Source organism: Simiduia aestuariiviva (assembly GCF_014192475.1).
GTDB classification, from domain to species: Bacteria; Pseudomonadota; Gammaproteobacteria; order Pseudomonadales; family Cellvibrionaceae; genus Simiduia; species Simiduia aestuariiviva.
In genome coordinates this window covers 364138-388283 of record NZ_JACHXZ010000003.1, presented here as the reverse complement: position 1 = coordinate 388283, position 24146 = coordinate 364138, and the positions used below count along the sequence as shown (strand labels likewise).

Sequence of the window (24146 nt, the reverse complement as noted above, 5' to 3'; positions counted from 1 at the left end):
ATCAGAGGGCGTTGTCGGATCACCCGCCATGGTGCAGTGGCACTCCATAGGCCCCATGCTTAATAAGATTAAAGACGCTTCCAAGAGTAGTAACATGACCTTCCGTCTCATTTCTGTTTTAGCGCTGCTGACAGCGCTGTTCGTGACTGGCTGTTCCAGTACCGATGACACGCCCAAGCACACCACTGAAAAAGAGTTTTATGACGCTGCCCAACGGATGCTGAACAGCAGCCAATGGGACACCGCCATTCGCAATTTGCAGCTGCTCGAGGAGAACTTTCCATTCGGTGCCTATGCAGAGCAAGCCCAGCTCGAGCTGATCTACGCCTATTACAAGAGCAATCAGCCCGAAGCTGCTATCGCTGCGGCTGATCGTTTCATTCGATTGCACCCGCAGCACCGCAACGTCGATTACGCCTATTACATGAAGGGGCTCACCTCGTACACGCAAAATCAGGGGTTGATAGAGCGCTTCCTGCCAACGGACCTCACCGATCGCGATCCGGGTGCTGCGCGGGATTCATTCGCGCATTTTGCCCAGTTGTTGGCGCGTTTCCCCGACAGCCAATATGCCAGCGATGCACGCAAGCGCATGGTGCATTTGCGCAACCTGTTGGCGCGCTATGAAATCCATGTAGCCAACTATTATTTTAAGCGCGGTGCCTATTTGGCGGCGGCCAATCGCGGTCGTTATGTGGTGGAAAATTTCCAGCAAACCCCCGCTGTGGCAGACGCCTTGGCCGTAATGGCGCAGGGCTATCATCTCTTAGGTATGGATGATCTGGCCGAAAGTGCAGTTACCGTACTGCGGAAAAACTTTCCCGATTACCCAAATTTTGCCGCAGATGGGTCGTTTAATTACCAGTACAGCGTGGACATTAATGAGCGCAGCTGGGTGAACATGCTGAGCTTCGGCATGTTCGATAAACAAGAGTTGCGAGGATTTGATACGCGCAAGCAATACAATCCGGCTGTGGCAAAGTTCGAAGCCCCGGAAGATGTAGCGCCCTAAGCGAGATTACAAAATAAAAAGCCCGCAGATGCGGGCTTTTTTTATGGCGAGTGTATAGCTGTTGTTCAATGCAGTATGGGCATGGGGCAATCGAGCGAGTCGGCGATGACCCGCAACAGCTCGTATTCGGCGGGCTGCACCTTGCCATCGGTTTGCAGTGTCAGCATCAAGGCTTTCAGCAATTGAGGCTTTTGAAGCGGTTTCAGGCGCCGCAGTTGGGCCAGATGACGGTCGATCACAGGATAGGAGTCTGGCTCGGGCAACAGTGGAGCGTGGGGCAAGTCGAGCGCCGTTAGGCCGCGCTCGTACGCCGTCTGCTGCTGCGCGAGATCCCCCTGCCGAGCCATCAAACACAGCAGACTGCGGCAGGCCTCCGCGCAGGACGCCAGTGTTACTGCTGGACTCGATCGGTATTTAGGCGGGAATAGATTGTGTTGCAGCATTCGGTAGACGCACCATTCGCCAAGGCTTAAATGTTGATCCGCTTTGATAAGTGCAATTAAGTTGCGTTGGAATTGTTTGAGTTGCTCGCCAGAAAGAGATTTTAGTGCGGGTAGGCACAACTCGATAATGGGCATGCGATGGTTGACGGGCAGGCCCACCAATTCGGGGAGCAATTGGTGGTACAGCTTCGCCACCGAAGCCGGTGCATAATCTGCCAGGAGCTTGCGCTGCTCATCCGCGACTTTTTCCGTGAACAATAAGCCGTAGATAAGTGCCATGGCACTGGCAGTGTTGTGGGTGGCGTCAAGTATTGATGCGGGTAATTGCGCTAACGTCGTGTGGGCTTGCGCCAATGCCTCGGGGGCGGGGTTGCCCATTTCGGCGATGATGCTGTCGGCGTTGATGGCGACCCCAGCGACGGCGCCTGCAGCAGCAAAAGCAGCGGCAGCCTGATTGGGCTGTGTCGATGTTGTTTCAGTATCACGGCCATCGTCGGCGCCAGCGTTGGGCGGCGTCAACTCGCCCTGCCAACGTGGATCAATGCGCTTTATCCGCTCTGCCAGTGGCGGGTGCGTGGCCATCATCCCTCCGAGCCAATTCGTTACCCCGTTGGCGAAATAAAAATGGCTGTATTCCGCGGCATTGGCCACCTCAAGTTGGGAGCCCGCGGGAAATCCGCCGATGCGTTTAAGTGCACCGCTAATGCCCGTTGGGTTGCGAGTAAATTGCACGGCGGAGGCATCGGCTAAAAACTCGCGTTGCCGGCTCACCGCAGATTTAATTAAGTTGCCAAAGAATGTGCCCGCGTAGCCGATGATCAGTAGCCCCAACCCAAACAGCAGAATACCGCCGCCATTTTTACGGGAGCGACGCCCCGAGCGCATGAGTATTTCACCGACTAAGCCAATTAATAAAATACCGTGTAAAACGCCCACCAAGCGCAAGTTAAGGCGCATATCGCCGTGCAAAATATGGCTGTACTCATGCGCGATCACACCTTGCAATTCATCCCGTGAGAGCTGTTCGATACAGCCGCGGGTCACGCCAATGACCGCGTCTTTGGGGTGATAGCCGGCGGCAAATGCATTAATACCGGGCTCATCGAGTAGGTAGACGGGCGGCACGGGTACGCCTGCTGCAATAGCCATCTCCTCGACCACGTTGAGCAAGCGCTTCTCTTTAACGTCGCACATGCTGACGTTCAACAGCCGACCGTTGAGCGATTGCGCCACCGCATCGCCGCCCTGTGACAGCTGCGATAATTTGTACAGGCTGCCGAGTCCGACGAGCACCAGCACCGCAATGCTCACCATTAGCACCAAATGCCAATCAAGTAGTGAGAAAAAGTTGTGCCAATAGTAACCCTGTTCCGGGCTTGGTACGGCCGCGCCTTGCGTGTAGTGGATCAGCAGCGCCGTGAATAAACTCGTAATGGCAATCAGCGCTATCACCGCCAGTCCAAACAAAAAAACCAACCGCTTAGTTTGTGCGCGCGCCTGATCTTGGTGTTCAAAGAAATTCATAGTCACCGTCCGTGAGTGAAAAGGCCCCGCGTGGAGGCCGTGTCGGAGAGAATGGCGTTAGAAAGCCACTTTAGGGGCGGCCTGAATTTCGGCGCTATCGGCAAATTCAAGCAGACTGGCATCTTGGCCGTGGCCGAACATGCCCGCAAACACTACGGGAGGGAAACTCTGCTTGTAGCTGTTGTAGGCGGTGACCGCATCATTGAACGCTTGACGGGCAAATGACACTTTGTTTTCGGTGGAGGTAAGTTCCTCCGAGAGCTGCATCATGTTTTGATTCGCTTTCAAGTCTGGATAGGCTTCGACAACCACACTCAGCTTGCCCAGTGCTTGCGACAACATGCCTTCAGCTTGATTCAATTGCGCCACGCTACCGGCATCGCCAATCTGACCCGCCATGCCTTGCAGTCCAGCCATTGCTTGATTGCGTGCGGCGATAACCGCTTCCAGGGTTTCGCGCTCGTGTTTGATATAGCCCTTAGCGGTTTCTACCAAATTGGGAATGAGGTCGTAGCGCCGTTTTAGCTGTACTTCAATTTGCGCAAAGCTATTTTCAAAGCGATTTTTAAGTGCCACCAATTGGTTGTAAATACCAACGATGTAAAACACCAACAGCGCTAAGATAACCAGTGTGACAATGGCAGATGTGCCCATAGTGTGTCCTCCTTGAATGAAGCGTTCATGTTAGCACGGGGCGTTGGGGTCGGCATCTGGGCGGTGCCAGGTTCCCGCTCCTTCAGGGGCAGGCATTCATTTGATCGGGGTGCGACTCTGGTATACTGGTGGGTCTGCGCTGCGGCGCCTTAATCAGACAGAGGCCATCAGGCGGCGCACAGGCGTCACCTCGCAAGGGCCCAGTAATCATGTGCGGATGGATAGCCTCTAGATTTAGCAGGCGAGCGCCTTGGGCGCACTACCGTTGAGGAATTGAGATATGAGTGATCCGATTGTAATTGTGGGCATTGCCCGTACTCCCATGGGTGGTATGCAGGGCGCCTTGAGTGGCATGACTGCACCCGAACTCGGCGCAGAGGCCATTAAGGGCGCGCTGGCTGATGCGAAGGTCAATGCCAGCTTGGTGGATGAAGTGCTGATGGGTTGTGTATTGCCCGCCGGTGTAGGGCAAGCGCCCGCGCGACAAGCTGCACTTAAGGCAGGGCTGGCAACCGCCGTGCCTTGTACCACGGTCAATAAAGTGTGTGGCTCCGGCATGAAAACCGTGATGATGGGGGCAGATAGCCTGGCCGCGGGTAATGTTGATGTGGTGGTAGCCGGCGGTATGGAGAGCATGTCCAACGCGCCCTATTTGTTGGCCAAGGCGCGCGCGGGTTACCGCTTAGGTCATGGCGAACTGCTGGATCATATGTTTTTAGACGGCTTGCAGGATGCCTACGAAGGCGGATTGATGGGCAACTTTGCTGAGGTATGTGCCAGTAAATACAGCTTCACGCGCGAACAACAAGATGCCTATGCGCTGGAGTCATTAGCGCGTGCCAAGCGCGCCATTGAAGAGCAGCGGTTTACCCGTGAAATTTCGCCGGTGACTTTTGCCACCCGTAAAGGTGAGCAAACGGTAGCGGTTGATGAGCAACCCGGCAATGCGCGCCCCGACAAAATTCCACAGCTTAAGCCTGCCTTCAAAAAAGATGGCACGGTAACCGCGGCAAATGCCAGTTCCATTTCAGACGGCGCGGCGGCCCTTGTACTGATGCGACAGTCCACTGCCGAAGCGCAGGGATTGAAGCCCTTGGCGGCGATTCGCGGCGCTACACAGCACGCCCATGAGCCCGAGTGGTTTACCACTGCGCCCGTTACCGCCATGAAAAAACTGCTTGAGCAGGTGAGCTGGAGTGCGGCTGACGTCGATCTATGGGAAGTGAATGAGGCCTTTGCCGTGGTCGCCATGGCTGCCATGGCTGAACTCGAATTGGACCACAGCAAAGTAAACGTCAACGGCGGTGCCTGTGCACTAGGCCACCCACTGGGTGCTTCGGGCGCGCGCATTATTGTGACTTTGCTCGCGGCTCTGGAGCATCGGGGGGCACGTAAAGGCGTTGCCTCCTTGTGCATTGGCGGTGGCGAAGCGACCGCCATTGCTATCGAGCGATTGGGTTAGTCTACTAGCTGGCTTGATCGCTGAAAAAAGCGCAATAAAAAAGGGCAACGTAAGTTGCCCTTTTTTATTGCACAGATGGTGGTGTGAAAGATTAGTCGATGTACTCGACAATTTTGACCACTTTTTGCACGCCGCCGGTATTGCGAGCGATGTCTGCTGCACGATTGGACTCTGCTCGCGTGAGTAGGCCCATGAGATAGACTACGCCGGCCTCGGTGACAATTTTGACCCGGCCACTTTCTAGATTCATGTCCGCGATCATTTTGGTTTTGACCTTAGAAGTCAGCCAAGTATCACTCGTGGCGGTAAGTAACGAGGCATTGCCTCGCACGGAGAGTTCATTGTGGACTTCACGAACTCGATGAATTTTTTTGACTTCCTGCTCGGCCAGCATTTTCAAGTCGGCCGCGTGCACTTGCCCTGTCAACAGCACAATGCCATTGAAACTGGTGGCGGAAATGTTGGCGCCTTCGAGTAGCGGGGAGGCCTTGCGAATATTGACCAAAGCGGCGATCTCTATTTTTTCGTCGTCAATGGCCGCGCCCAGGCTTCGTGTGCTGCGGTCTTGTGCGACCGGTTCTTCAGATGCAACGCCAACAACATGGCTACAGCCGCTGATTATGGTCAGCGTGGAACATAAAACTAAACACAGTGCAGGGAAACGCATCAGGCGTAACCTCCAAATAATTGTCGATCGATTAAATCACATAGGCAGAATACACTGAGCAAGTGCACCTCCTGAATACGTGCAGATTGCTCCGCTGGTACGCGCAGCTCAATGTCTTGGGCGTCCAAAATGGCAGCGGTGTCGCCCACGTTTTGACCGGTAAAGGCCACTACAGTAATTTCCTTATCGTGCGCCGCGCTGACGGCCTGTACCAAATTGCTGCTGTTTCCACCCGCGGCAAATACTACCAATATGTCACCCGCGTTGCCCAGTGCCCGAATTTGTTTTGCGTAAACATCGTTGTAACTGGTTTCGTTGGCGATGGCATTTAAAACGGTTGCATCACAACCCAATGTCATTGCCGGCAGGCTCGGACGCTCCTGCTCAAAGCGGTTAACGAGACAGGCCGTTAATACTTCAGCGTTGGAGTGGGCGATACCATTACCGCACACCAACAATTTACGCTCTTGAAGTAGGGCGTTGACGATTAATTGACTCGCATCGACCAGCAGCGGCGCAAACAGTTCGCCCGCATTCATGGTGGCCTCGATGCTTTCGTGAAACAGTTGGATAACACGCTGTTCCATAATTAAACGAATTCCTTTGAAAAAGTGGGCCGAACTAGTTGAATGCCGCTTGCAGCCACTCGGGCTGTTGTGCCAAATCGGCAAAGGCAATGACATCAAATCGGCAGGGGGTGTGTTGACGTTGCGTAAACTGTGCCAAATAGTGTTGGGCTGCGTGCTGCAATTTTTGTTGTTTGCTGGCGGTGACCGACTCTAATGGGCTTGCAAAGCGGCGGTTAGCACGCAATCTCACTTCCACGAACACCGTGGTGCCTTGGTGATCCATTACTAAATCAATCTCTCCGCCACGCACGCGGAAGTTGCGGGTCAATACCGTTAAACCCTGTTGGCACAAATATGCTTCGGCTAAAGCCTCCGCTTCATCGCCGCGCTTAGCTCCCACTGAGTTTGGCTTCATTGGAGATAACAGTGGGAAGTGGTTGAGCAAGACCGCGGCGGATTTGCGCCCACATTTGTTCGCGCTGAATGTGTCCCTCTGGCGTGAGCTGCAAATTACCTGTTGCGCCGAATACCGTGGCGTTGGGGATTTCACGCAATTGGCGCAATCTGGGATAGAGGTGGTAGGCGTCGACGCCCATAGCGTACAGGCGATTGAATGCTGGGTCGTTTGAAAAGCGCTCGATGGCCTTCTTCTCTTCGCTCTGTTGATCGAAAATCCAAGGCAAGGTGCTAAAGCGAATGCCATTCAAATCGCTGTCGAGCTTGGCGTCGGGTTCTCCAGCGTACACGTGGCTAGTGGCGAACACGGGGATGTCACTGGCTTGGTGGAATTTTAACGTTGGTTTGAGTTGGCGCGCTTGGTTGGGCAGGGCAGTGACAAAAATCATGTCGATGTCCTGCCTGCGGCGCGGTTCAAACTCCATGGAGCGGCCGAGAATGTTGCGCACATTGGCGGCACGCTGATTGGAGTGGTCGATTAGGAGCCCACGTTGAACCACTTTGGAATAATCGGCTTTACCTGTGAATTTTGAATACTCCACTACGGTGCCACCGAGTGTCTGCCATTCGTTGATAAATGCCAGCGCCGAGCGATCCGCCCAGCTGGCGTCAACGGCGACCACCATGGCCAGTCGATGGCCTTCGATCCACGCGCGCTGTGCGGCCTGCCGGGCTTCATCTTCCGCAGCCAGTCCAAATTGCACGAGATTTTGTGTAGGTAGCAGTCCTGCGGGTTGCTCGATGCGATTGAGCGCGAGCGTGGGCACCGGCAGCGCTGGCATTAGCGCTAGCTCGGCAACTTTGTCTTTGTCCAGTGGGCCAATAATTAATTCGGCGCCGGCGTCTACTGCTTGTTGGTAAAGGCTTTGAACGTCGCCCAAATTGGTGTCGTAGAGACTAATCCGGCCCGCGGGGCTGCCCGCTTGCACGGATTGGTAGTGGGCTGCAAAAAATCCGTCGCGAATGGCGCGGCCTGCACGGCCTAATTTGCCACTGACGGGCAGTAGTAAGGCGACGTGTTGGGGTTTTTCTTCAATCAGTTGCCGTAGCAGTTGCAAGTCGCGCGGCAGGCGATTGGCGGCAGGATGGCCAGGCCAGCGCATCAGCCAGTCGTCCACACCGCGTAGCTGGGATTCGAGTTGATGTTGATTATTTTTTGAAAGGGCCGCCAGTTGATACCAGCCTTGCTGCTCGCGATCGTCGCTTAGGCGGGCCAGTGCCTGCAGTTGCTCATGGGGTTGATTCATTAAGGTTTGCCAGAGCGCATCTTGATTTTGGCTCTGCTGTTCAGCCGGTAGGTTGGCGTGATCTAAGGCGATGTACTCTTGCACCGATTGTGCGGTTTCGCCCAACTTGGCCAACAACTCAGCGCGGCGTAAGCGCAGGTCCACATAGGTCGCCTTGGGCATCAGCTCCCATTGGGCGGTTAGTTGGGGGTTCATCAAGACGCTTTGGGCGAGGAAGTAGGCTTCTTGTTCGAGCAGCAAGTCGCTGTATTGACGGGTATAGATCCAAAGGTCTTCGGGGGGCAGCCGGTCGGGTTCGATGGAGCCCAGTAGGTTGCGCGCCCAGTCCTGATCGCCCAGCAGATATAGCTGTTCGGCGGATTTGATGAGTAATTGTTCTTTGCGCGGTGATTCGGCCACGCGCGCTTCCAGCAGCAGTGCTTGTACCGTTTCGAGAGAGTAGCTGGGCAGTGGCGCCGCCGCGTCGATATCGGTCTTTTTAACGGGTGCAGAACAGGCTGCTAGCCACAGGCACAACAAGGCCACAACGGCCTGAGATTGCCTAGGTAGCCTGCATAAAGTGTTGCTAAGTATCATGTTATGATCCGGTTCCTACCAAAATGTCGCCAAGCTATAGCCCATGAATGAACCCGCTTTGTATGTCGTCGCCACGCCCATTGGCAATTTAGGCGATATGGTACCGCGAGCCGTTGAGACTCTTCAAACGGTGGACGTAATAGCCGCTGAGGATACACGTCATAGCGCTAAACTGCTGGAACATTTTCACATCGAGACACCGCTGGTGGCCTATCACGACCACTCTGACGCGCAGCGGACCCTGCAGCTGGTGGCGCGCATTCAGGCCGGCCAGAGTGTGGCTCTGATCAGTGATGCCGGCACGCCGCTGGTGTCGGATCCTGGCTATCAGTTGGTGGCGGCCGCGAGGGCAGCGGGCGTGCGAGTGGTACCTGTGCCCGGCGCTTGTGCCGTAATTGCCGCGCTATCGGCTTCAGGGCTGCCCTCGGATCGGTTTAGCTTCGAAGGTTTTTTGCCCGCAAAACAGGTGGCCCGCAGTAAGCGGTTGGCAGATTTGGCCAGTGAAACCCAGACATTGATTTTTTATGAGGCGCCGCACCGGATTCACGCCACTCTCACGGATGTGGCGGAGATTATGGGCGCGGATCGGACCGTGGTTGTGGCGCGCGAACTCACAAAAACCTTTGAGACGTTTCTGTCGGGCAGCGCAGAAGCGGTACTCGCTAAGGTGGCGGCAGATAGCAATCAACAGCGTGGCGAAATCGTCCTGTTGGTGGCCGGTGCGCCCAAGCAGCAGTTGGTGGAGCTGGACGGTGATGCGCAGCGGATAATGAGCTTACTGGCAGCCGAATTGCCGCCTAAGCGCGCCAGTGCGCTGGCGGAACAAATCACCGGCGTGAAAAAGAAAGTGCTCTATCAATGGTACGTCGATCAGCAGTAACGCACGCTTGCGCTAGAAGTAAAAGGCCCGCACTTGGCGGGCCTTTTTGATTGCAGAATGCCTGCGGCTTAGAAGGTGTAACTGCCTTTTACGTAAAAGATGCGACCGCGAGGGTCGTGGTGTTTAGGGTCATAACTGAAGTTGGCGCCATCCACGACGAATGGGGGTTGCTCATCAAACAGGTTGATAGCACCCACACTTATTGTGGCTGTGGCGTCGTTTAAATCCATGGCGTATTGGTACTGCAAGTCCACGGGCGCAAAGCTGTCGACGGTGTCGTCGTCATTTTTGTAGCTGGCGGTGTAGTTCACCCGCGCATACAAGCTGTGTGCGCTGCTTTGCCAGTGGGCAGACAAATTACCTTTGGTTTTAGGCATGGAGCGCGCAAAGTTGCCGCGGTTAAATTGGCCCGAAACATCGGTCAATTCACCATTGATTGGGATTTCATACTCGAGGTAATGAGACAGACCTAAGCCCAGTGTTAACTGGCTGTTATCCCAAGTGAAGTTGTAGCTGGTTTCTGCATCGATACCGCTGGCATTGATGGTGGCGGCATTGAAATAGTTGGTTGAAATTCCACCCAGCTCGCTGTTGGGATCGTTCGGGTCCAGACGCTCAATGTCTGGGCCATCGGGATCGGCCAGCAATTTACCTTGGGCATCTTCGATGGTGATCACGTCTTTATAGTCAACGCGCCAGTAGTCTAAGCGCGCATCTAGCGCATCGCCTACCCAAATTACACCGAGGTTATAGTTGGTGGCCTGCTCTGGTTCCAAATCTGGGCTGCCGGTGGTGGCTCGTCGAATAAATAGCGAACCGCCTTTGGCGATTGGTTGGCCGTTGCCATCGAGTACGAGGTTGCCATCGGGAGAGACTTCGTAATCCTGTACGTTCAGCGTGCTGACGGTATCCGCGTAAAATTGCGACAGCGATGGCTCGCGGAAGGAGGTGCTGGCCGAGGCGCGCAGCATTAACTTATCGGTGGCTTGGTAGAGGAGTGCAAGCTTGGGGTTTAAGCTGCTGTCTTGGCTTAAACGCTCGTAGCGCAAGGCGGCGTTGACGGTAAAATCCTCGCTTAAGGGCACTTCAACTTCGGTGAAGAGCGCACTCACATTGCGGGATTCATCAACTGCGTTGACGCCACCTAAAAAGATAAAATCGGCGCGCGAGTTGATGCCGGTGACCGGATCAGGGCTGATGGTGCTTGCCTCGTTGGGGTCGACGTTGTAGCTCTCTGTGCGCACGTGGGCGCCCACGGCCATATTTACTGCGCCCGCACTGGTCTGCGCTATTTCACCATTAAAAACGGCGTCTAGGGTGAGCAGTGAGGTCTCGGTGGTGGAGCCAAATGAGGTCTTCAGCCAGTCCAGCATTTCGGGGCTGTTGGCGGTGGGATCAAAGGGGTTTAAGTATTGATCGCCACTGGGGCCGCCGGTGCCAGCTAAGCCTGCATTGATGCGCTCAATGGACATTTCTGGTTGCACGATGGTGTAGGCGTTTTGGCTGTAGGACAGAGCAGTCAGCCAGTCCCAGCCATTGCTAAAGCCGCCATTAAGGCTCATTTCGATGCGCGCGGTTTCATTGTCGCGCGGCGCCGCAGGCGATTGTGCGGGGTCCAATGTGGGGTTGATGCGGCCCAGGTAGGTTACCGGCGAGCCAAAGGGGTTATCTGGATGGTCGGCGGCGATAGTGGGGAATGTCAAAATGGGGTAGGCGGGTACTGTGTAGTTATCGATGATGCGATAGTTGCTGTAGAAGCCTTGTACCTTGCCCTCGGTGCCATTGCCGAAGTCGTGTGTCACGCTGGTGTAGTACTGTTCGCGCTCTTCTTCATTGACGATGTTGTAGTGCAAGCCATAGGCAAAGCCGCAGCGGTTGCCGTTGTCGCCGCGGTCGATTACCACGCCGTTAATTTCGCCTTCACACTTGGGGTTGCCCACGTTGTCACCGGCGCTGTAGCTACCGGCCCAATCGCCAGAGGCAACCACAACATCTTCAGACATAACAAAGCTGGTGCCGAGGCTGCTGACGGCGGCACCTACTAGCTCTGGGCGTTTGCGCGCGTTCAGGTTTGAGCGCCGTAGGGCAGAGGCGGCGAACACCAGATGGGTATCGCCAGAGGCAAAGCCTGCCATCACGCTAAAATTCTTATCAGTTTGTGAATCCTTGGCGGTGCTCTGCCAAGAGCCATCCAGTTTGATGCCTTCAAAGTCATCTTTAGTGACGAAGTTCACAACACCCGCAACGGCGTCTGAGCCGTAGGCCGCTGCAGCGCCTTCTTTGAGCACGTCGATGCGTTCGATGGCAATGGCGGGAATGGACGCTGTGTCCACGAAGGTACTACCGTCCTGCGCCTTGGCGCCACTGATGGTTTGGCGCTTGCCGTTAATGAGCACCAGCGTTGAAGACAGGCCAAGACCGCGTAAATTGACGTTTGAAGTCCCCTGAGAATAAAAGCTGGTGAAGGTATCCGGGCGATTCTCTGCCCCGCTATTGACGGACAACATGTTGATCATGTCGGTGACATCGGTGGCGCCGGCATATTGCATTTCATCGGCGTTAACTACGGATACGGGGTTGGCTGCGGCGGTATCGGTTCCGCGAATGTAGGAGCCCAGTACTTGAACTTCCTCTAAGGTTTCGGTTTGTTGAGCCTGGGCTGGCAAGTAGACGCCGCTGCCTATTAAGGCAATGGCCAGTGCCAGTGGATGGGGTTTAATCGCTCTCATGTTGCACCTCTATTATTGTCAATTATGGAATCTTGGCTATGCATGGCCCAGCGGTACATCTGTCCAGTATCGTTCTGGGCGCGGGCCAGTGTAGAGAATCGGCGCCGGTAAATAACTGCGACCTAGGTCGTGCGACTTTAGTCGGATGGGGTTTAGTGCGGTCTTGCAGTGCTCTAATGCGGAGGGGCTGCATTGGCAATCGCGGCTGGTTATCGTTGCATTGGTGCCTGAGCGCAATAGGTATAGGATGATCTTCTTGGGCCGCTGGCACCCTCACATGTCTTATGTGGAGGACTATCGGCAATCAATACCGGAGTTCACTATGGATCGTAGAAAGGCCAATAAACGTCAGCACCTTTTTAACAGTGCCGCAGATGATGTTCAGCATGCGCGCGACATGGATCGGGAGGTGCAGACCCACCCGCTTTTGCAGGCTCCTGCGTATCGGCTGGCGTTTACCGACGAAGACTATTTGCTCAGTGAAGAAATGCGCGCGGTGCGGCTAATGCTTGAATTGAGCAAGCCAGAGTCTGAACTGCGGGCCAACGGCATTCAGCAAACGATTGTTATGTTTGGCAGTGCGCGCACCATGAGCCGTGAAGACGTGGCCGCACAGCTGGCTGAATTACCTGATTCAGAGGCGGGTAGAAAAAAGGGCGAGGCGCTGAAAAAAGGCGCAGCTTACTATGAGGAGGCGCGCACCTTGGCTGGCCTCATTGCCAGAGAATCCCCCAGCAGTAAATACGGCGAAATGCATGTGATAACCGGCGGTGGCCCAGGTGTTATGGAAGCCGCAAATCGCGGCGCCCAAGAGCAGGGCGCAAAATCTATTGGATTGAATATTGTGTTGCCCCACGAGCAGTTTCCCAACCCGTACATTACGCCTGAGTTGTGCTTTCGCTTTCATTATTTTGCCATACGTAAAATGCATTTTTTGATGCGGGCAAAGGCCTTGGTGGTTTTTCCCGGTGGCTTCGGCACGCTGGATGAGTTGTTTGAAACCTTGACCTTGGTACAGACCAACAAGATAAAACCCTTACCCATTTTGATTTTTGGTAAAGAGTATTGGTCGCGGTTGCTGAACTTAGAGGTAATGGTTGAGGACGGCATGATTAGTCCAGAGGATGTCTCTCTGTTTCGCTATGTGGATACCGCGCAGGAGGCGTGGCGTTTGATTCAGGAGGGGCTAGATGAGCTTTCGGAATTTGATTGATGCGGATAATTGGTGGAAATAAAAAAGGAGAGCAATGCTCTCCTTTTTTATGTTGCGTTGCGTTAAAAACGCATGGTGCCCTGTAGTGCAATACTTCTAGGTCGGTCGAAAAAGCTGTAGTAGGCCGTTCCCGTGCCGCTGGTTAGGGCGGTCGATACCGGCAGCTGGTTGCCAAAAGTGGCAACTTTTTCGTCGGTTAGGTTTTTACCCACTAATGCTACTTCCCAGTCGCCATCTGCGGAGCCTACTGCGAACCGTAAATTCAGTTTCGCGTAGGCGTCTTGCTCAAGGTTGGGGTCCAAGGTTGGCGATGTAAAGTAGCTGTCACTAAAGTTGATGTCGCCAGTTACGCGCCACTCCATGTCATCGCCCAGCGCGCGGTTGTAGTCCGCGGATAATGTGCCTTGATATTCGGGCGCGAACTCGCGGGTTTTACCTGAGAGGTCGCACAGGCCTGGATAGTCAGTACTGTTAGGTGTTTGGCCAAAGTAGCACTGGCTGTTGGGAAAGCTGTCAAATTGGAAATCTAACATTCCCACTGAGCCGCTCAAAGTTAAGCCTTCAGCAACTAACCAGCGGCCGTCCAGCTCTATACCTTGGGTAGTGGCTTCACCGGCATTGGTGACATTGAAGCCAAGCTTGCCATCAAACTGTGACGTTTGGAGATCGGTGTAATTGGTGTGAAATAGCGCGACATTTAATTCAGCTGCGCCATCGGCCAGTGTCATTTTGCTTCCCAGCTCAAAACTGGTGGCCTTTTCTTCTTCGTACTCAAACACTCCCGGTGCAAATCCGTAGGTGTTGGACGTTTGGATGATCACCAGCGGTGATGGGTTGGCAATAATATTGACGCCGTAGGCCGGATCTGGATGCGCATTCGAACGCACGTCAAAGCCACCTGCTTTGAAACCTTCGGTATAAGTGGCGTACACCATCATATCTTCTGTGGCGTCCCACTGTAATGTGACTAACGGCGTAAACGCCGCTTCGGAGCGTTTGTCCTTAATTTCGCTATAGGGTTCAATCAGAAACGCGGTGAATACGGTGTTGAGCAGTGCATCGCTACTACCTACATCGGCGCCAAGAGAATTGGTGTGATGCTGTGTGCGCGTAGCTGTTTTGTCTTCGCTGGTGTAGCGACCGCCAACGGTAAGGCGCCAATCGGTATCAATATTCCAGGTTGCCTGTGCAAAGCCGGCCCAAAGAGTGGAGTCTTGCGTGAAGTCCCGTTGCGAGGCAGTGCCAAGTAGTGACGTTGAAAGCACACCAAGAACACTTGTGGCAGGTACGCGAATGGCATCGTCAAAGGTCATGTCGCTAGATTGATAGAACAATCCGCCAATGTAGTCGATGGTTTCGCCCTGTGGCGAAGCAATGCGAATTTCTTGGCTGTATTGATTGAAATCTTCACGGCTGTCCGCGGTGAAAATGGTGGCACCAGTAAAGTCGCAATCACAGATTTCTTCATAGTTATACGCGTTGTAACCGGTGACCGCCGTCAGGGTGTGATCGCCCAGCGCGTAATCGATTGTCAGTGTCGCATTTTTAGTATCATTTTCCGAAGAGTCGCCATTGGATTGCCGTTTAAAGTCTTGATCGGTATCCAGTACAAAAGCGCCGCCAGTGGTGGCGAGTAGCGCTGTGGCGTAGGGCAGACCGCCGGTCGTTTCAATGGGATTTATCGGTTCTAAAAAACGCCCTTGCGTATTAAATGAGCCACTCTCTATTTTTAAATTCATCGACAAGTCGTCGGAGGCATCCCAGCTCAACTGGCCGCGGATAACGTGCTCTTCCTCGGCAGATTCATCGCGATTGAGTGTTGTATTTTCATAGTAGCCATCGATGTCGCGACCTAAAACAGACAGGCGCCCGCGCAGTGAGTCCGTTAGCGGGCCTGATACCACAACGCGCACATCCTTTTCGCCGTGGCTGGGTTCATACAGCGCGGTGACTTGACCTTCAAATTCTTCGGTGGGCTTGGCGGTAACCATGCTGATGGCGCCAGCGATGGAGTTTTTGCCAAACAGGATACTTTGTGGGCCGCGCAGTACTTCAACGCGCTCTAAATCCATAAAGGGCGCACGTGCCAGCTGAGAGCGACCATAATAAACGCCGTCGACATACTGGCCGACCGATTGTTCGAAACCTTGGTTGATGCCGGAGCTGATGCCGCGAATGGCGATGATGGTGCCAATGCCCGTTTGGTTCATGGTCAAATTGGGAACGTAGGCGGTCATACCTTCAAGATTGGTAATGCCGGCCTCGTCCATTTTGGCACCAGACACAGCGTTGACTGAAATTGGCACGTCTTGCAAGCGTTCAACCCGCTTCTGCGCGGTGACCACCACTTCCTCCAATATCAGGTCAAAATCTTGCGACCAAGCTTGTGTGCTCAGCGTGGCACCAATGGCCAAGGGCAAAAGTGATTTCATCATTTTATTCATGGTTTGCTCCGTTTTGTCTTTATTCTTTCGGGCTTGCATCCGCATACCTCTGGGTCGCAGCTGATCAGAGTATGGCCGGATTGGCGCTATTTGACTACAGGCGTTAGTGTCAAAAGATAGTCTATTTATCGCGCACTTTGCAGCGCTATGTTCGCACTGCTGTCGCAAAAGAAGGTTGAATTGTGGAGGGCGGTCGATTATCGTTGCCGCGAGCCAACTAGACAGTCGCTCCCGCAAGGGGGAGGAAAGTCCGGGCTCCACAGGGTAGAGTGCCAGGTAACGCCTGGGAGGCGCGAGCCTACGGAAAGTGCAGCAGAAAATATACCGCCTAAGCGCGCAAGCGCCGGTAAGGTTGAAATGGTGCGGTAAGAGCGCACCGCGCAGCTGGCAACAGTCTGTGGCAAGGTAAACCCCACTCGGAGCAAGACCAAATAGGCCTTCTATGGTGCGACCCGCACTGAAGGCGGGTAGGTTGCTTGAGGCAGATGGTGACATCTGTCCCAGATGAATGACTGTCCACGACAGAACCCGGCTTATCGGTTGGCTCATTCAATTTTCACTGCACGGTATTTACTGGGCAGTTTTCTGTAAAAACGGTTATATCCCACACCCTTATTAGCCTGATTAGTTCTCACACTTAAAGTATTACTTTAAGTGTTGGTGCTATGTGTCTGTAATTCATAGATTTCCTGCTTTTTTTTTGCATTGCTTTTGTCAACATGCCGACCTGTTCGCGGCTAAATCACTGATTTTGCTAGCAAGTTCGCGTCACTTCTCTTGACTTTAAGGGGCGCGGATTTATAGTGTGTCAATGTGGTAAAAAGTGGGTAAAAGTGGAATTTAGTGGTATGAACAGCAAGGTGAGTGGGAAATAGTGTTCCTCGGAAGCCATTCCATCAGCATGGACGCCAAAGGGCGTCTGGCCATTCCAGCGCGCATTCGCGAGTCGCTGATGGAGTTGTGCGCCGGAAAATTAGTGATTACGGCCCACACAGAGGAGCGTTGCCTGCTGGTTTACCCAGAGCCGCAGTGGCTCGACATTCTGCCCAAGATAGAAGCCTTGCCCAGTTTTAATAAAGTTGCACGTCGCACCCAGCGGCTACTGATTGGTTATGCCACGCCGCTGGAGGTGGATGCTAATGGTCGCGTACTGCTGCCGCCGACACTGCGTGAATACGCTCAGCTAGACAAGAAGCTGATGTTGATTGGTCAGGGCAAAAAATTAGAGCTGTGGAGTGAGGCAAGTTGGGCGACTTGGCTTGATTGCGATGACGATGACGGAGAGATGCCCGATGAAATGCAATCTTTGTCGTTGTAAGGCGAGTGCAACATGATGCAGTCGGCGCACTACAGCGTCTTGCTGCAAGAGGCGGTCACCGCGTTGATCACGGATCCCGGTGGGCGATATGTCGACGGTACTTTTGGTCGCGGTGGGCACAGTCGGGCAGTCTTGGCGCAATTGTCAGCGGATGGCGCCTTGCTGGGTATTGATAAAGACCCGCAGGCCATTGAAGTGGCCAATGCGCTGGCGCAGGAAGATGGTCGATTTTCAATTCAACATGGCTCGTTTGCGAATCTGCTCGATTGGGTGGAGGCGGGGTCATTAGATGGTGTGTTGTTGGATTTGGGTGTGTCGTCCCCGCAGCTGGATCAGGCTGATCGCGGGTTTAGCTTTATGCAAGATGGCCCGCTCGACATGCGAATGGACACAACCCGCGGGCAGAGTGCCGCCGATTGGTTGGCGCATGCGGACGCCGAAGATATTGCCTTTGTTTTGAAAGAGTTTGGTGAAGAGCGCTTCGCCAAACGCATGGCATCTGCCATCGTTCGCGAGAGGGAGTTGGCGCCTATTGTCACCACGGGTCGGCTGTCACAGATTGTAAAAGAGGCCAATCCTGCGTGGGAAAAGGGCAAGCATCCAGCTACTCGTGCATTCCAAGGTATCCGGATTTTCATCAATAGCGAATTGGATGATTTGGAGCTTGTGCTGAACGCTGCGCTGGAGGCGCTAAAGGTTGGCGGTCGGTTGGTGGTAATCAGTTTTCACTCGCTCGAAGATCGATTGGTGAAGCGCTTTATTCGCAACCACGAGCGCGGCCAGCAGCTCCCCAAAGGGCTGCCGGTGATGGATAAAGATTTAAATAAACGGCTAAAAAGCCTGGGTAAAGCGGTGAAGGCCGGCACCCAAGAGCTGGCAGAGAACCAGCGATCGCGCAGTGCAGTAATGCGTTGTGCAATGAAGTTGGCTTAGGTCAACGAAAATTAGCTAACACAATAAAATAGGGGCCCAGAGTGCAATCAACACTTGCAGTCAAGTCGCAGCCCGGCACCACGCTAACGGTTTTAACTGTGGCATTGTGGTTGCTGGTGGTTGCGTCTGCGCTTTTGGTGGTAGATACCACTCACGGCGCTCGGCTGTCTTATTTTCAGTTGGAGTCATTGCGCCGTGAGGCCGCTGAGCTTGAAGTTCAGCGCGGCCAGTATTTGTTGGAGCAGAGTACTTGGGCAGCCTATAGTCGCGTTGAAAAACTGGCTCAAACTAAGTTGTCGATGCGCGTGCCGGAACCCGCTGAAATTATCATGGTGGCGCCATGAAACGCGTAGCGAAAACATTTCAGCTGGCTGCGTGGCGCTTCTATTTTTCCACGTGTGTTTTGATTGCATTGGTGCTGCTTTTGATTTGGCATCTTGCCCGCGTGCAAGTGCTGCCGGGCGAGGAGAAGGGATTTGAGTTTCTTCAGCACCAAGGTGAGGCCCGGTCTGTTCGAGAGGAGCGCATCGCGGCCTATCGTGGCGTTATCACTGATCGCAACGGCGAGCCTTTGGCGGTAAGTACACCGGTGCAGTCACTGTGGGCGAATCCGCAATTGCTTCCACCCCATGAAGTGCCGCGCTTGGCGAAGTCGCTTGGCATGAGTGCTGACGCGCTGCAAAAGCGCATTGCTGCTCACAGTACAAAAGAATTCATGTATTTAAAGCGTCACTTGCCTCCGCAAGATGCGGAATCCGTGCTGGCGTTAGACATTGCCGGTGTGAGCGCTGAGTTGGAGTACCGTCGCTATTATCCCGCCGCGGAAGTGACTGCGCATTTGGTTGGTTTTACCAATGTCGATGAGCGAGGCCAGGAGGGGCTGGAGTTGGCCTACGATGAGTGGCTGGTCGGCAGTGCGGGCGCTAAACAAGTGCAGCGCGATTTGCGCGGGCGCAACATTAAAGAATTGCAGCTTTTGCGAGCTGCCAAGCCGGGCAATGATTTGGCTTTGAGTATTGATTTGCGATTGCAGTATTTGGCGTACCGTGAATTAAAGGCAGCAGTTCAGGCACATCAGGCGCGGGGCGGTTCACTGGTTGTGGTGGACGTTTCAACGGGTGAGGTGTTGGCCATGGCAAACCAGCCAAGCTACAACCCGAATGATCGCGCCAATTTAAAGCCAGCGGCAATGCGCAACCGCGCTATGACCGATCAGTTCGAGCCGGGTTCGACCATGAAGCCGCTCACCATCATGGCGGCACTCGAGGCGGGTCGAGTGCAGTCGCATACACCCATAGAGACTTCGCCTGGCTACATTCGCGTCGGTAAAAAAACATTGTTAGATCCAGTCAATTACGGGCTCATCGATGTCACGAAGGTGATTACTAAATCTAGTCAGGTGGGTCTTACCAAAGTTGCTTTGAAGATGGATCCGCAAGAAATTCGCGACATGTATGTGCGCCTTGGATTCGGTCAAACATCTGAGTCTGGCTTTCCGGGGGAAAGCGCTGGGCTGTTGCCTAATTACACCAAGTGGCAGCCGATCGTGCAGGCTAATTATGCATTTGGTTACGGTTTAACGGTGACCGCCGTGCAGTTGGCACAAGCCTACTCGGTGGTGGCCGGCGGCGGTGTTAAGCGCCCTGTCTCATTGTTGAAAATGGATGCGCAGTCCGAAGGGAAGCAGGTTGTTGCAAACGCCTTTACCCATGCGCTAGTGCGCATGTTGAAGACGGTAGTTGAGCCTGGTGGCACCGCGACCCGTGCCAAACTCGATGGCTATACCGTGGCTGGGAAAACCGGTACCGCTCATAAAGTGGGTCCCAATGGTTATGAAGCAAGTCGCTATCGCTCTTTATTCGCGGGCATGGCGCCTGCTGATGATCCGCGGCTTGCGATTGTTGTGGTTATTGATGAGCCAGGTGCGGGAAAATATTTTGGCGGCGACGTAGCGGCACCCGTTTTTGCGCGAGTTACTGAGGGTGCGTTGCGCATGTTGCAAGTTCCCCCTGAGCCGAAGGCGCTCATTGCTGCTCGTGGAGGTGTTCGCTAATGCTATCTCTTCCATTGCGCGCCCTTTTACCTGAATTAAATTTGCCATCTGCGTGGGCTGGAACATTGATTTCCGGCGTGAGTCTCGATAGCCGAAAAGTGCGTCCTGGCTACTTGTTTCTGGCGGTAGACGGGTTGGAGCACAAGGGCAGAGATTTTTTGCCGCAGGCGTTTGCTGCAGGTGCAGTGATTGCAATCACAGAGAGCGAGCAGCTCGAGTTGGCGTTGGATGATCCGCAGGGCGCGCGCATCGGATTGCCGTCACTCAAAGGCAAGTTAAGTGAGATCGCAGCGCGTTTTTATGGCTTGCCCGGGCAGCATATGAATATCGCGGGTGTCACGGGAACTAATGGCAAGACCACCTGTTCGCAACTGCTTGCGCAGCTTTATTACGCGCTCGGTCGGCGCAGTGGTGTGCTGGGCACCTTGGGCTATGGCGCAGTTGCTGGCGCGCTAATTGATACTGGTATGACCACGCCCGACGCCGTTGAGCTGCAAAGAATTTTGCGTGAAATGTACGATCAGCAAGTTGAATTCGTAGCGATGGAGGTGTCTTCCCACTCATTGACGCAGGGGCGTGCCGCAGCGGTGCCGGTGCGAACTGCGCTGTTCACTAACCTTACCCGAGATCACCTCGATTACCACGGCACTATGGAGGCCTATGGCGCCGCCAAGTTGTCGTTATTTCACCACTTGGGGTTGATGCGCGGCGTCGTCAATTTGGACGATCCTTTTAGCGCGGAAATAGTCGCAAAGGCCCCCAAAAATATTGCGCTATTTACCTATGGCGTAATTAATGCTGATGCGGACGTGCACGTCACAAAAGTGGAATACCTGGATACTGGTATTCAGGCTCAGCTAGTTACTCCTTGGGGGCGCGGCGAATTGCGCGTGGGCCTGCTGGGAGAATTTAATCTATCGAATTTATTGGCCGTGGTCACAGCGGCTTGCGCAGACGGCTTCTCATTGGCTGAAGTCTTGGCCGCGGCGGCGACGTTTGTGCCAGTGCCTGGGCGCATGGAGCGCATTGCTATTGATGCAGATGTGCAGGTTCTTGTGGACTATGCCCACACGCCAGACGCGCTGCGTGCAGTCCTGGTGGCGGCGCGCGTGCACTGTAAGGGCGCGCTCTGGTGTGTTTTTGGCTGTGGTGGTGATCGGGATGCCGGCAAGCGGCCTGAAATGGCGAAAGTTGCAGAGCAATTGGCGGATCGCTGCGTCGTAACCAGTGACAACCCCCGCACGGAAGCGCCCGAGCGAATCGTGGCTGATATCGTGGTGGGCTTTGAGCAGCCACAAAATTGCACGCAACTTGTGGATCGCGCCGCGGCAATTGCCTTTGCCGTCGATGCGGCGCAAGCGGGCGATATGATTATTATTGCCGGCAAGGGCCATGAAGATTACCAAATTGTCGGTGTGGAAAAGCGCCAATTTAGCGACAAGTTGCACGCGCAGGCTGCATTGCAGCGCCGCATGGAGGTCGCTCCATGATGACGATTACGCTGGGTCAGCTGCGCCAACGATTTGGTGGTGAAATTTGTGGCAGTGAAGACGCTGTATTGGGTCCAATTGTTACCGATAGCCGTGCGGTTGTAAGTGGCGATACCTTTGTTGCTCTGGTGGGCGATCGCTTTAACGCACATCAATTCATCGCGGATGTCATTGGGCGCGGTGCGCAGCTTGTGGTGGTCTCTCATGACTGGGCGACAGCCAATGGCGAGTTACTCGATGGGCGTAATGCTTGGCGAGTGAGTGACACCAATGCGGCATTGGGCCAGATAGCCCAGTTAGCGCGGGAAGCTTTTACCGGTCCATTGGTCGGCATTACAGGCAGTTGTGGTAAAACCACCGTCAAAGAAATGTTACTCGCTATTGCCACCCATGTTTATGGTGGCGATGCAGTGCTTGCTACACAGGGCAATCTCAATAATCACTTTGGCGTGCCGCAGACGCTCCTGCGATTGGCTCCCGAGCACCGCTTTGCCATTGTTGAAATGGGTGCGAGTGGTCCAGATGAGATTTCCTATTTAGCCAATATGGCGCAACCCACTGTATCGGTAGTGAATAATGTCATGGCCGCCCACGTCGAAGGCTTTGGCAGTTTGGCGGGTGTTGCCACAACCAAGTCCGCTATCTACGACGGCCTAGGTGACGATGGCGTAGCGGTCATTAATGTAGATGACGCATTCGCGCCGCAGTTTCAGCAACAAAACACCCATAGAGCCAGCGTTACATTTTCCCTTGAGCAGGTCTCTGCAGATTTTTATGCCAAAGATGTGCGTGTGCAGGAGACTGGATCACAGTTTCAGTTGTGTGCAGGCGAGCAAAGTTTTGCCGTAACGCTACCCATCACTGGATTGCATAACGTGCGAAATGCACTTGCGGCCGCTGCATGTGCGCATTCGGCTGGAGTGCCATTGTCGGCGATTGCAGAGGGTTTGACTCAGGTAAAGGCGGCAAAAGGACGGATGAACAGTGAGCGTTTAACGCCACAATTAACGCTCATTGATGACACCTACAACGCGAACCCAGACTCTACGCGTGCAGCAATCGACGCGTTGTTGGCATTTGAAGGCGACAGTTGGTTGGTGTTGGGCGATATGGGTGAGTTGGGGCCGGACGCTCGCAAGCTGCATGCTGAAATCGGTGATTATGCAAAAGCTGCTGGTTTGGCGGCTGTAATTGGCGTAGGGCCACTCAGTGCTGACGCTGTTCAAGCGTATGGGGCTAGCTCGCAGTTCGACGATCACGCTGGTGCCGTTGCACATATTCTGCAGCAACTCGAGCGCCAGGCTGGGCGTATCAATATTTTAATTAAAGGGTCTCGCAGTGCACGCATGGAGTTGGTTGTGCAGGCCATAAAAGACCAAGTGAGGACCGCCTAATGTTACTTTGGCTCGCAGATTTTCTTCAGCAGTGGATAAATGCATTTGGGGTTATTAACTACCTGTCTGTGCGTGCGATTTTAGGCGTGTTGACCGCCTTGGGAATTTCGCTGTTGGTGGGCCCTTGGATGATTCGCCGATTGAACTATTTGCAAATTGGTCAATCGGTTCGAGATGACGGTCCGCAAAGTCACTTGAGTAAATCAGGTACGCCGACCATGGGTGGCACGCTAATTTTAGCCGCCATTTTTACCAGTGCATTGCTGTGGTCAGATTTAAGTAACCGCTATGTTTGGGTGGTTCTTTTGGTCACCTTGGTTTTTGGTGCCGTGGGCTGGGTAGACGACTACCGCAAAGTCGTCGAGTCAAACTCGAAGGGACTGCCGGCAAGATGGAAGTACTTTTGGCAGTCGGTGGGTGGCTTGGGCGCCGCTGTATTTTTATATCAGAGCGCCGTGCTACCGGCAGAAACCCAGTTGTTTGTTCCTTTCTTTAAAGACGTTGCGATCACCATGGGCCCTTGGTTCATCTTGTTGACCTATCTCGTTGTTGTGGGTTCGAGCAATGCAGTGAACTTAACGGACGGGTTGGACGGCTTGGCCATTATGCCGTCTGTGATGGTGGGCGGAGCGCTGGGCATTATCGCGTACCTGGCTGGGCACGTTGAGTTTGCCAACTATCTGCATATTGGCTATGTCCCGGGTGCCGGGGAGTTGGTGGTATTTTGCGGTGCTCTGGCTGGCGCAGGCCTTGGTTTTCTCTGGTTCAACACTTACCCAGCACAGGTGTTCATGGGTGATGTGGGTGCGCTGGCGCTGGGCGCCGCACTGGGTGTGATCGCTGTAATCATCCGCCATGAAATTGTGTTTTTCATTATGGGGGGCGTGTTCGTTATGGAGACGGTCTCCGTTATTTTACAGGTTGCATCCTTCAAGTTGACAGGTCGCCGAATATTTCGCATGGCGCCGCTGCACCACCATTTTGAATTGAAAGGCTGGCCCGAGCCGCGCGTGATCGTGCGCTTTTGGATTATCACCGTCATGCTCGTGCTGGTGGGCTTGGCAACGTTGAAGTTACGGTAG

The 24146-nt window shown here is 54.1% G+C and carries 19 protein-coding genes and 1 other RNA gene; 12 read left to right on the top strand and 8 right to left on the bottom strand.

Annotated elements, in window-relative coordinates; all coding sequences use genetic code 11:
- The first annotated feature begins 94 nt into the window (after nt 1-94).
- A complete protein-coding gene (locus tag FHS30_RS11450; RefSeq protein ID WP_183910614.1) occupies nt 95-1012 on the top strand; it encodes an outer membrane protein assembly factor BamD in 918 nt (305 codons plus the stop codon).
- A 65-nt stretch (nt 1013-1077) separates the two neighbouring features.
- On the opposite strand, the gene FHS30_RS11445 is transcribed toward FHS30_RS11450, so the two are convergent.
- Together FHS30_RS11445 and FHS30_RS11440 are read right to left on the bottom strand one after the other, a co-directional pair.
- Nucleotides 1078-2979: a M48 family metallopeptidase gene (locus tag FHS30_RS11445; RefSeq protein WP_183910613.1), complete on the bottom strand. Its 1902-nt coding sequence runs from the start codon at nt 2977-2979 to the stop codon at nt 1078-1080.
- Between the two features lie 57 nt (nt 2980-3036).
- Complete coding sequence (locus tag FHS30_RS11440) at nt 3037-3633, bottom strand: LemA family protein (RefSeq protein WP_183910612.1); 597 nt, start codon at nt 3631-3633, stop codon at nt 3037-3039.
- Nucleotides 3634-3913: 280 nt separating this feature from the next.
- Between FHS30_RS11440 and FHS30_RS11435 the strand changes: the two genes are divergently transcribed.
- A complete protein-coding gene (locus FHS30_RS11435; protein ID WP_183910611.1) occupies nt 3914-5095 on the top strand; it encodes an acetyl-CoA C-acyltransferase in 1182 nt (393 codons plus the stop codon).
- Between the two features lie 91 nt (nt 5096-5186).
- Here the strand turns inward: FHS30_RS11435 and FHS30_RS11430 are convergent, their stop codons facing one another.
- Genes FHS30_RS11430 through FHS30_RS11415 form a run of 4 tightly spaced genes read right to left on the bottom strand, consistent with a single transcriptional unit; the run spans nt 5187 to nt 8610 of the window.
- Nucleotides 5187-5762, bottom strand: a complete 576-nt coding sequence (locus FHS30_RS11430) for a BON domain-containing protein (protein WP_183910610.1) — start codon at nt 5760-5762, stop codon at nt 5187-5189.
- Nucleotides 5762-6349: an SIS domain-containing protein gene (locus tag FHS30_RS11425; RefSeq protein ID WP_183910609.1), complete on the bottom strand. Its 588-nt coding sequence runs from the start codon at nt 6347-6349 to the stop codon at nt 5762-5764. The genes FHS30_RS11430 and FHS30_RS11425 overlap by 1 nt, the downstream gene beginning before the upstream one ends.
- Before the next feature lie 34 nt (nt 6350-6383).
- Nucleotides 6384-6731: a YraN family protein gene (locus FHS30_RS11420; protein ID WP_343049078.1), complete on the bottom strand. Its 348-nt coding sequence runs from the start codon at nt 6729-6731 to the stop codon at nt 6384-6386.
- Nucleotides 6721-8610, bottom strand: a complete 1890-nt coding sequence (locus FHS30_RS11415; protein ID WP_183910607.1) for a penicillin-binding protein activator — start codon at nt 8608-8610, stop codon at nt 6721-6723. Before FHS30_RS11415 ends, FHS30_RS11420 begins: the two co-directional genes overlap by 11 nt.
- A 43-nt stretch (nt 8611-8653) precedes the next feature.
- Here FHS30_RS11415 and rsmI point away from each other — a divergent pair, with 43 nt between their 5' ends.
- Nucleotides 8654-9490 (top strand): 16S rRNA (cytidine(1402)-2'-O)-methyltransferase, encoded by an 837-nt coding sequence (gene rsmI, locus FHS30_RS11410; protein ID WP_183910606.1) that lies wholly within the window; start codon nt 8654-8656, stop codon nt 9488-9490.
- A gap of 68 nt (nt 9491-9558) precedes the next feature.
- Here the strand turns inward: rsmI and FHS30_RS11405 are convergent, their stop codons facing one another.
- On the bottom strand, nt 9559-12219 hold the full coding sequence (locus FHS30_RS11405) for a TonB-dependent receptor (RefSeq protein ID WP_183910605.1): 2661 nt from the start codon (nt 12217-12219) through the stop codon (nt 9559-9561).
- A 322-nt stretch (nt 12220-12541) separates the two neighbouring features.
- Between FHS30_RS11405 and FHS30_RS11400 the strand changes: the two genes are divergently transcribed.
- Complete coding sequence (locus FHS30_RS11400; protein ID WP_183910604.1) at nt 12542-13432, top strand: LOG family protein; 891 nt, start codon at nt 12542-12544, stop codon at nt 13430-13432.
- Nucleotides 13433-13494: 62 nt separating this feature from the next.
- On the opposite strand, the gene FHS30_RS11395 is transcribed toward FHS30_RS11400, so the two are convergent.
- Nucleotides 13495-15876, bottom strand: a complete 2382-nt coding sequence (locus FHS30_RS11395; RefSeq protein WP_183910603.1) for a TonB-dependent receptor — start codon at nt 15874-15876, stop codon at nt 13495-13497.
- Nucleotides 15877-16085: 209 nt separating this feature from the next.
- Here FHS30_RS11395 and rnpB point away from each other — a divergent pair.
- The 8 genes from rnpB (at nt 16086) to mraY (ending at nt 24146) form a co-directional block, all read left to right on the top strand.
- An RNA gene (gene rnpB / locus FHS30_RS11390) (RNase P RNA component class A) lies at nt 16086-16428 on the top strand.
- Nucleotides 16429-16750: 322 nt separating this feature from the next.
- A complete protein-coding gene (gene mraZ / locus FHS30_RS11385) occupies nt 16751-17194 on the top strand; it encodes a division/cell wall cluster transcriptional repressor MraZ (protein WP_183910602.1) in 444 nt (147 codons plus the stop codon).
- 12 nt (nt 17195-17206) lie between these two features.
- Nucleotides 17207-18127, top strand: coding sequence for a 16S rRNA (cytosine(1402)-N(4))-methyltransferase RsmH (gene rsmH, locus FHS30_RS11380; RefSeq protein ID WP_183910601.1), 921 nt, complete (start codon nt 17207-17209; stop codon nt 18125-18127).
- 41 nt (nt 18128-18168) lie between these two features.
- Entirely contained in the window at nt 18169-18471 is a 303-nt protein-coding gene (ftsL, locus tag FHS30_RS11375; RefSeq protein WP_183910600.1) for a cell division protein FtsL, read from the top strand.
- Nucleotides 18468-20180 carry a peptidoglycan D,D-transpeptidase FtsI family protein gene (locus tag FHS30_RS11370; protein WP_183910599.1) on the top strand — a complete coding sequence of 571 codons (1713 nt, stop codon included), beginning with the start codon at nt 18468-18470 and terminating at the stop codon, nt 20178-20180. Before ftsL ends, FHS30_RS11370 begins: the two co-directional genes overlap by 4 nt.
- On the top strand, nt 20180-21670 hold the full coding sequence (locus FHS30_RS11365) for a UDP-N-acetylmuramoyl-L-alanyl-D-glutamate--2,6-diaminopimelate ligase (protein WP_183910598.1): 1491 nt from the start codon (nt 20180-20182) through the stop codon (nt 21668-21670). Before FHS30_RS11370 ends, FHS30_RS11365 begins: the two co-directional genes overlap by 1 nt.
- Nucleotides 21667-23064, top strand: a complete 1398-nt coding sequence (locus FHS30_RS11360) for a UDP-N-acetylmuramoyl-tripeptide--D-alanyl-D-alanine ligase (RefSeq protein WP_183910597.1) — start codon at nt 21667-21669, stop codon at nt 23062-23064. Before FHS30_RS11365 ends, FHS30_RS11360 begins: the two co-directional genes overlap by 4 nt.
- Entirely contained in the window at nt 23064-24146 is a 1083-nt protein-coding gene (gene mraY / locus FHS30_RS11355; protein WP_183910596.1) for a phospho-N-acetylmuramoyl-pentapeptide-transferase, read from the top strand. Before FHS30_RS11360 ends, mraY begins: the two co-directional genes overlap by 1 nt.

Excerpts from the sequence above, each read along its gene's own strand:
- FHS30_RS11450 (WP_183910614.1), top strand. The coding sequence starts at position 95 with ATGACCTTCCGTCTCATTTCTGTTTTAGCGCTGCTGACAGCGCTGTTC.
- FHS30_RS11445 (WP_183910613.1), bottom strand. The coding sequence starts at position 2,979 with ATGAATTTCTTTGAACACCAAGATCAGGCGCGCGCACAAACTAAGCGG.
- FHS30_RS11440 (WP_183910612.1), bottom strand. The coding sequence starts at position 3,633 with ATGGGCACATCTGCCATTGTCACACTGGTTATCTTAGCGCTGTTGGTG.
- FHS30_RS11435 (WP_183910611.1), top strand. The coding sequence starts at position 3,914 with ATGAGTGATCCGATTGTAATTGTGGGCATTGCCCGTACTCCCATGGGT.
- FHS30_RS11430 (WP_183910610.1), bottom strand. The coding sequence starts at position 5,762 with ATGCGTTTCCCTGCACTGTGTTTAGTTTTATGTTCCACGCTGACCATA.
- FHS30_RS11425 (WP_183910609.1), bottom strand. The coding sequence starts at position 6,349 with ATGGAACAGCGTGTTATCCAACTGTTTCACGAAAGCATCGAGGCCACC.
- FHS30_RS11415 (WP_183910607.1), bottom strand. The coding sequence starts at position 8,610 with ATGATACTTAGCAACACTTTATGCAGGCTACCTAGGCAATCTCAGGCC.
- rsmI (WP_183910606.1), top strand. The coding sequence starts at position 8,654 with ATGAATGAACCCGCTTTGTATGTCGTCGCCACGCCCATTGGCAATTTA.
- FHS30_RS11405 (WP_183910605.1), bottom strand. The coding sequence starts at position 12,219 with ATGAGAGCGATTAAACCCCATCCACTGGCACTGGCCATTGCCTTAATA.
- FHS30_RS11400 (WP_183910604.1), top strand. The coding sequence starts at position 12,542 with ATGGATCGTAGAAAGGCCAATAAACGTCAGCACCTTTTTAACAGTGCC.
- FHS30_RS11395 (WP_183910603.1), bottom strand. The coding sequence starts at position 15,876 with ATGAATAAAATGATGAAATCACTTTTGCCCTTGGCCATTGGTGCCACG.
- rsmH (WP_183910601.1), top strand. The coding sequence starts at position 17,207 with ATGATGCAGTCGGCGCACTACAGCGTCTTGCTGCAAGAGGCGGTCACC.
- FHS30_RS11370 (WP_183910599.1), top strand. The coding sequence starts at position 18,468 with ATGAAACGCGTAGCGAAAACATTTCAGCTGGCTGCGTGGCGCTTCTAT.
- FHS30_RS11365 (WP_183910598.1), top strand. The coding sequence starts at position 20,180 with ATGCTATCTCTTCCATTGCGCGCCCTTTTACCTGAATTAAATTTGCCA.
- FHS30_RS11360 (WP_183910597.1), top strand. The coding sequence starts at position 21,667 with ATGATGACGATTACGCTGGGTCAGCTGCGCCAACGATTTGGTGGTGAA.
- mraY (WP_183910596.1), top strand. The coding sequence starts at position 23,064 with ATGTTACTTTGGCTCGCAGATTTTCTTCAGCAGTGGATAAATGCATTT.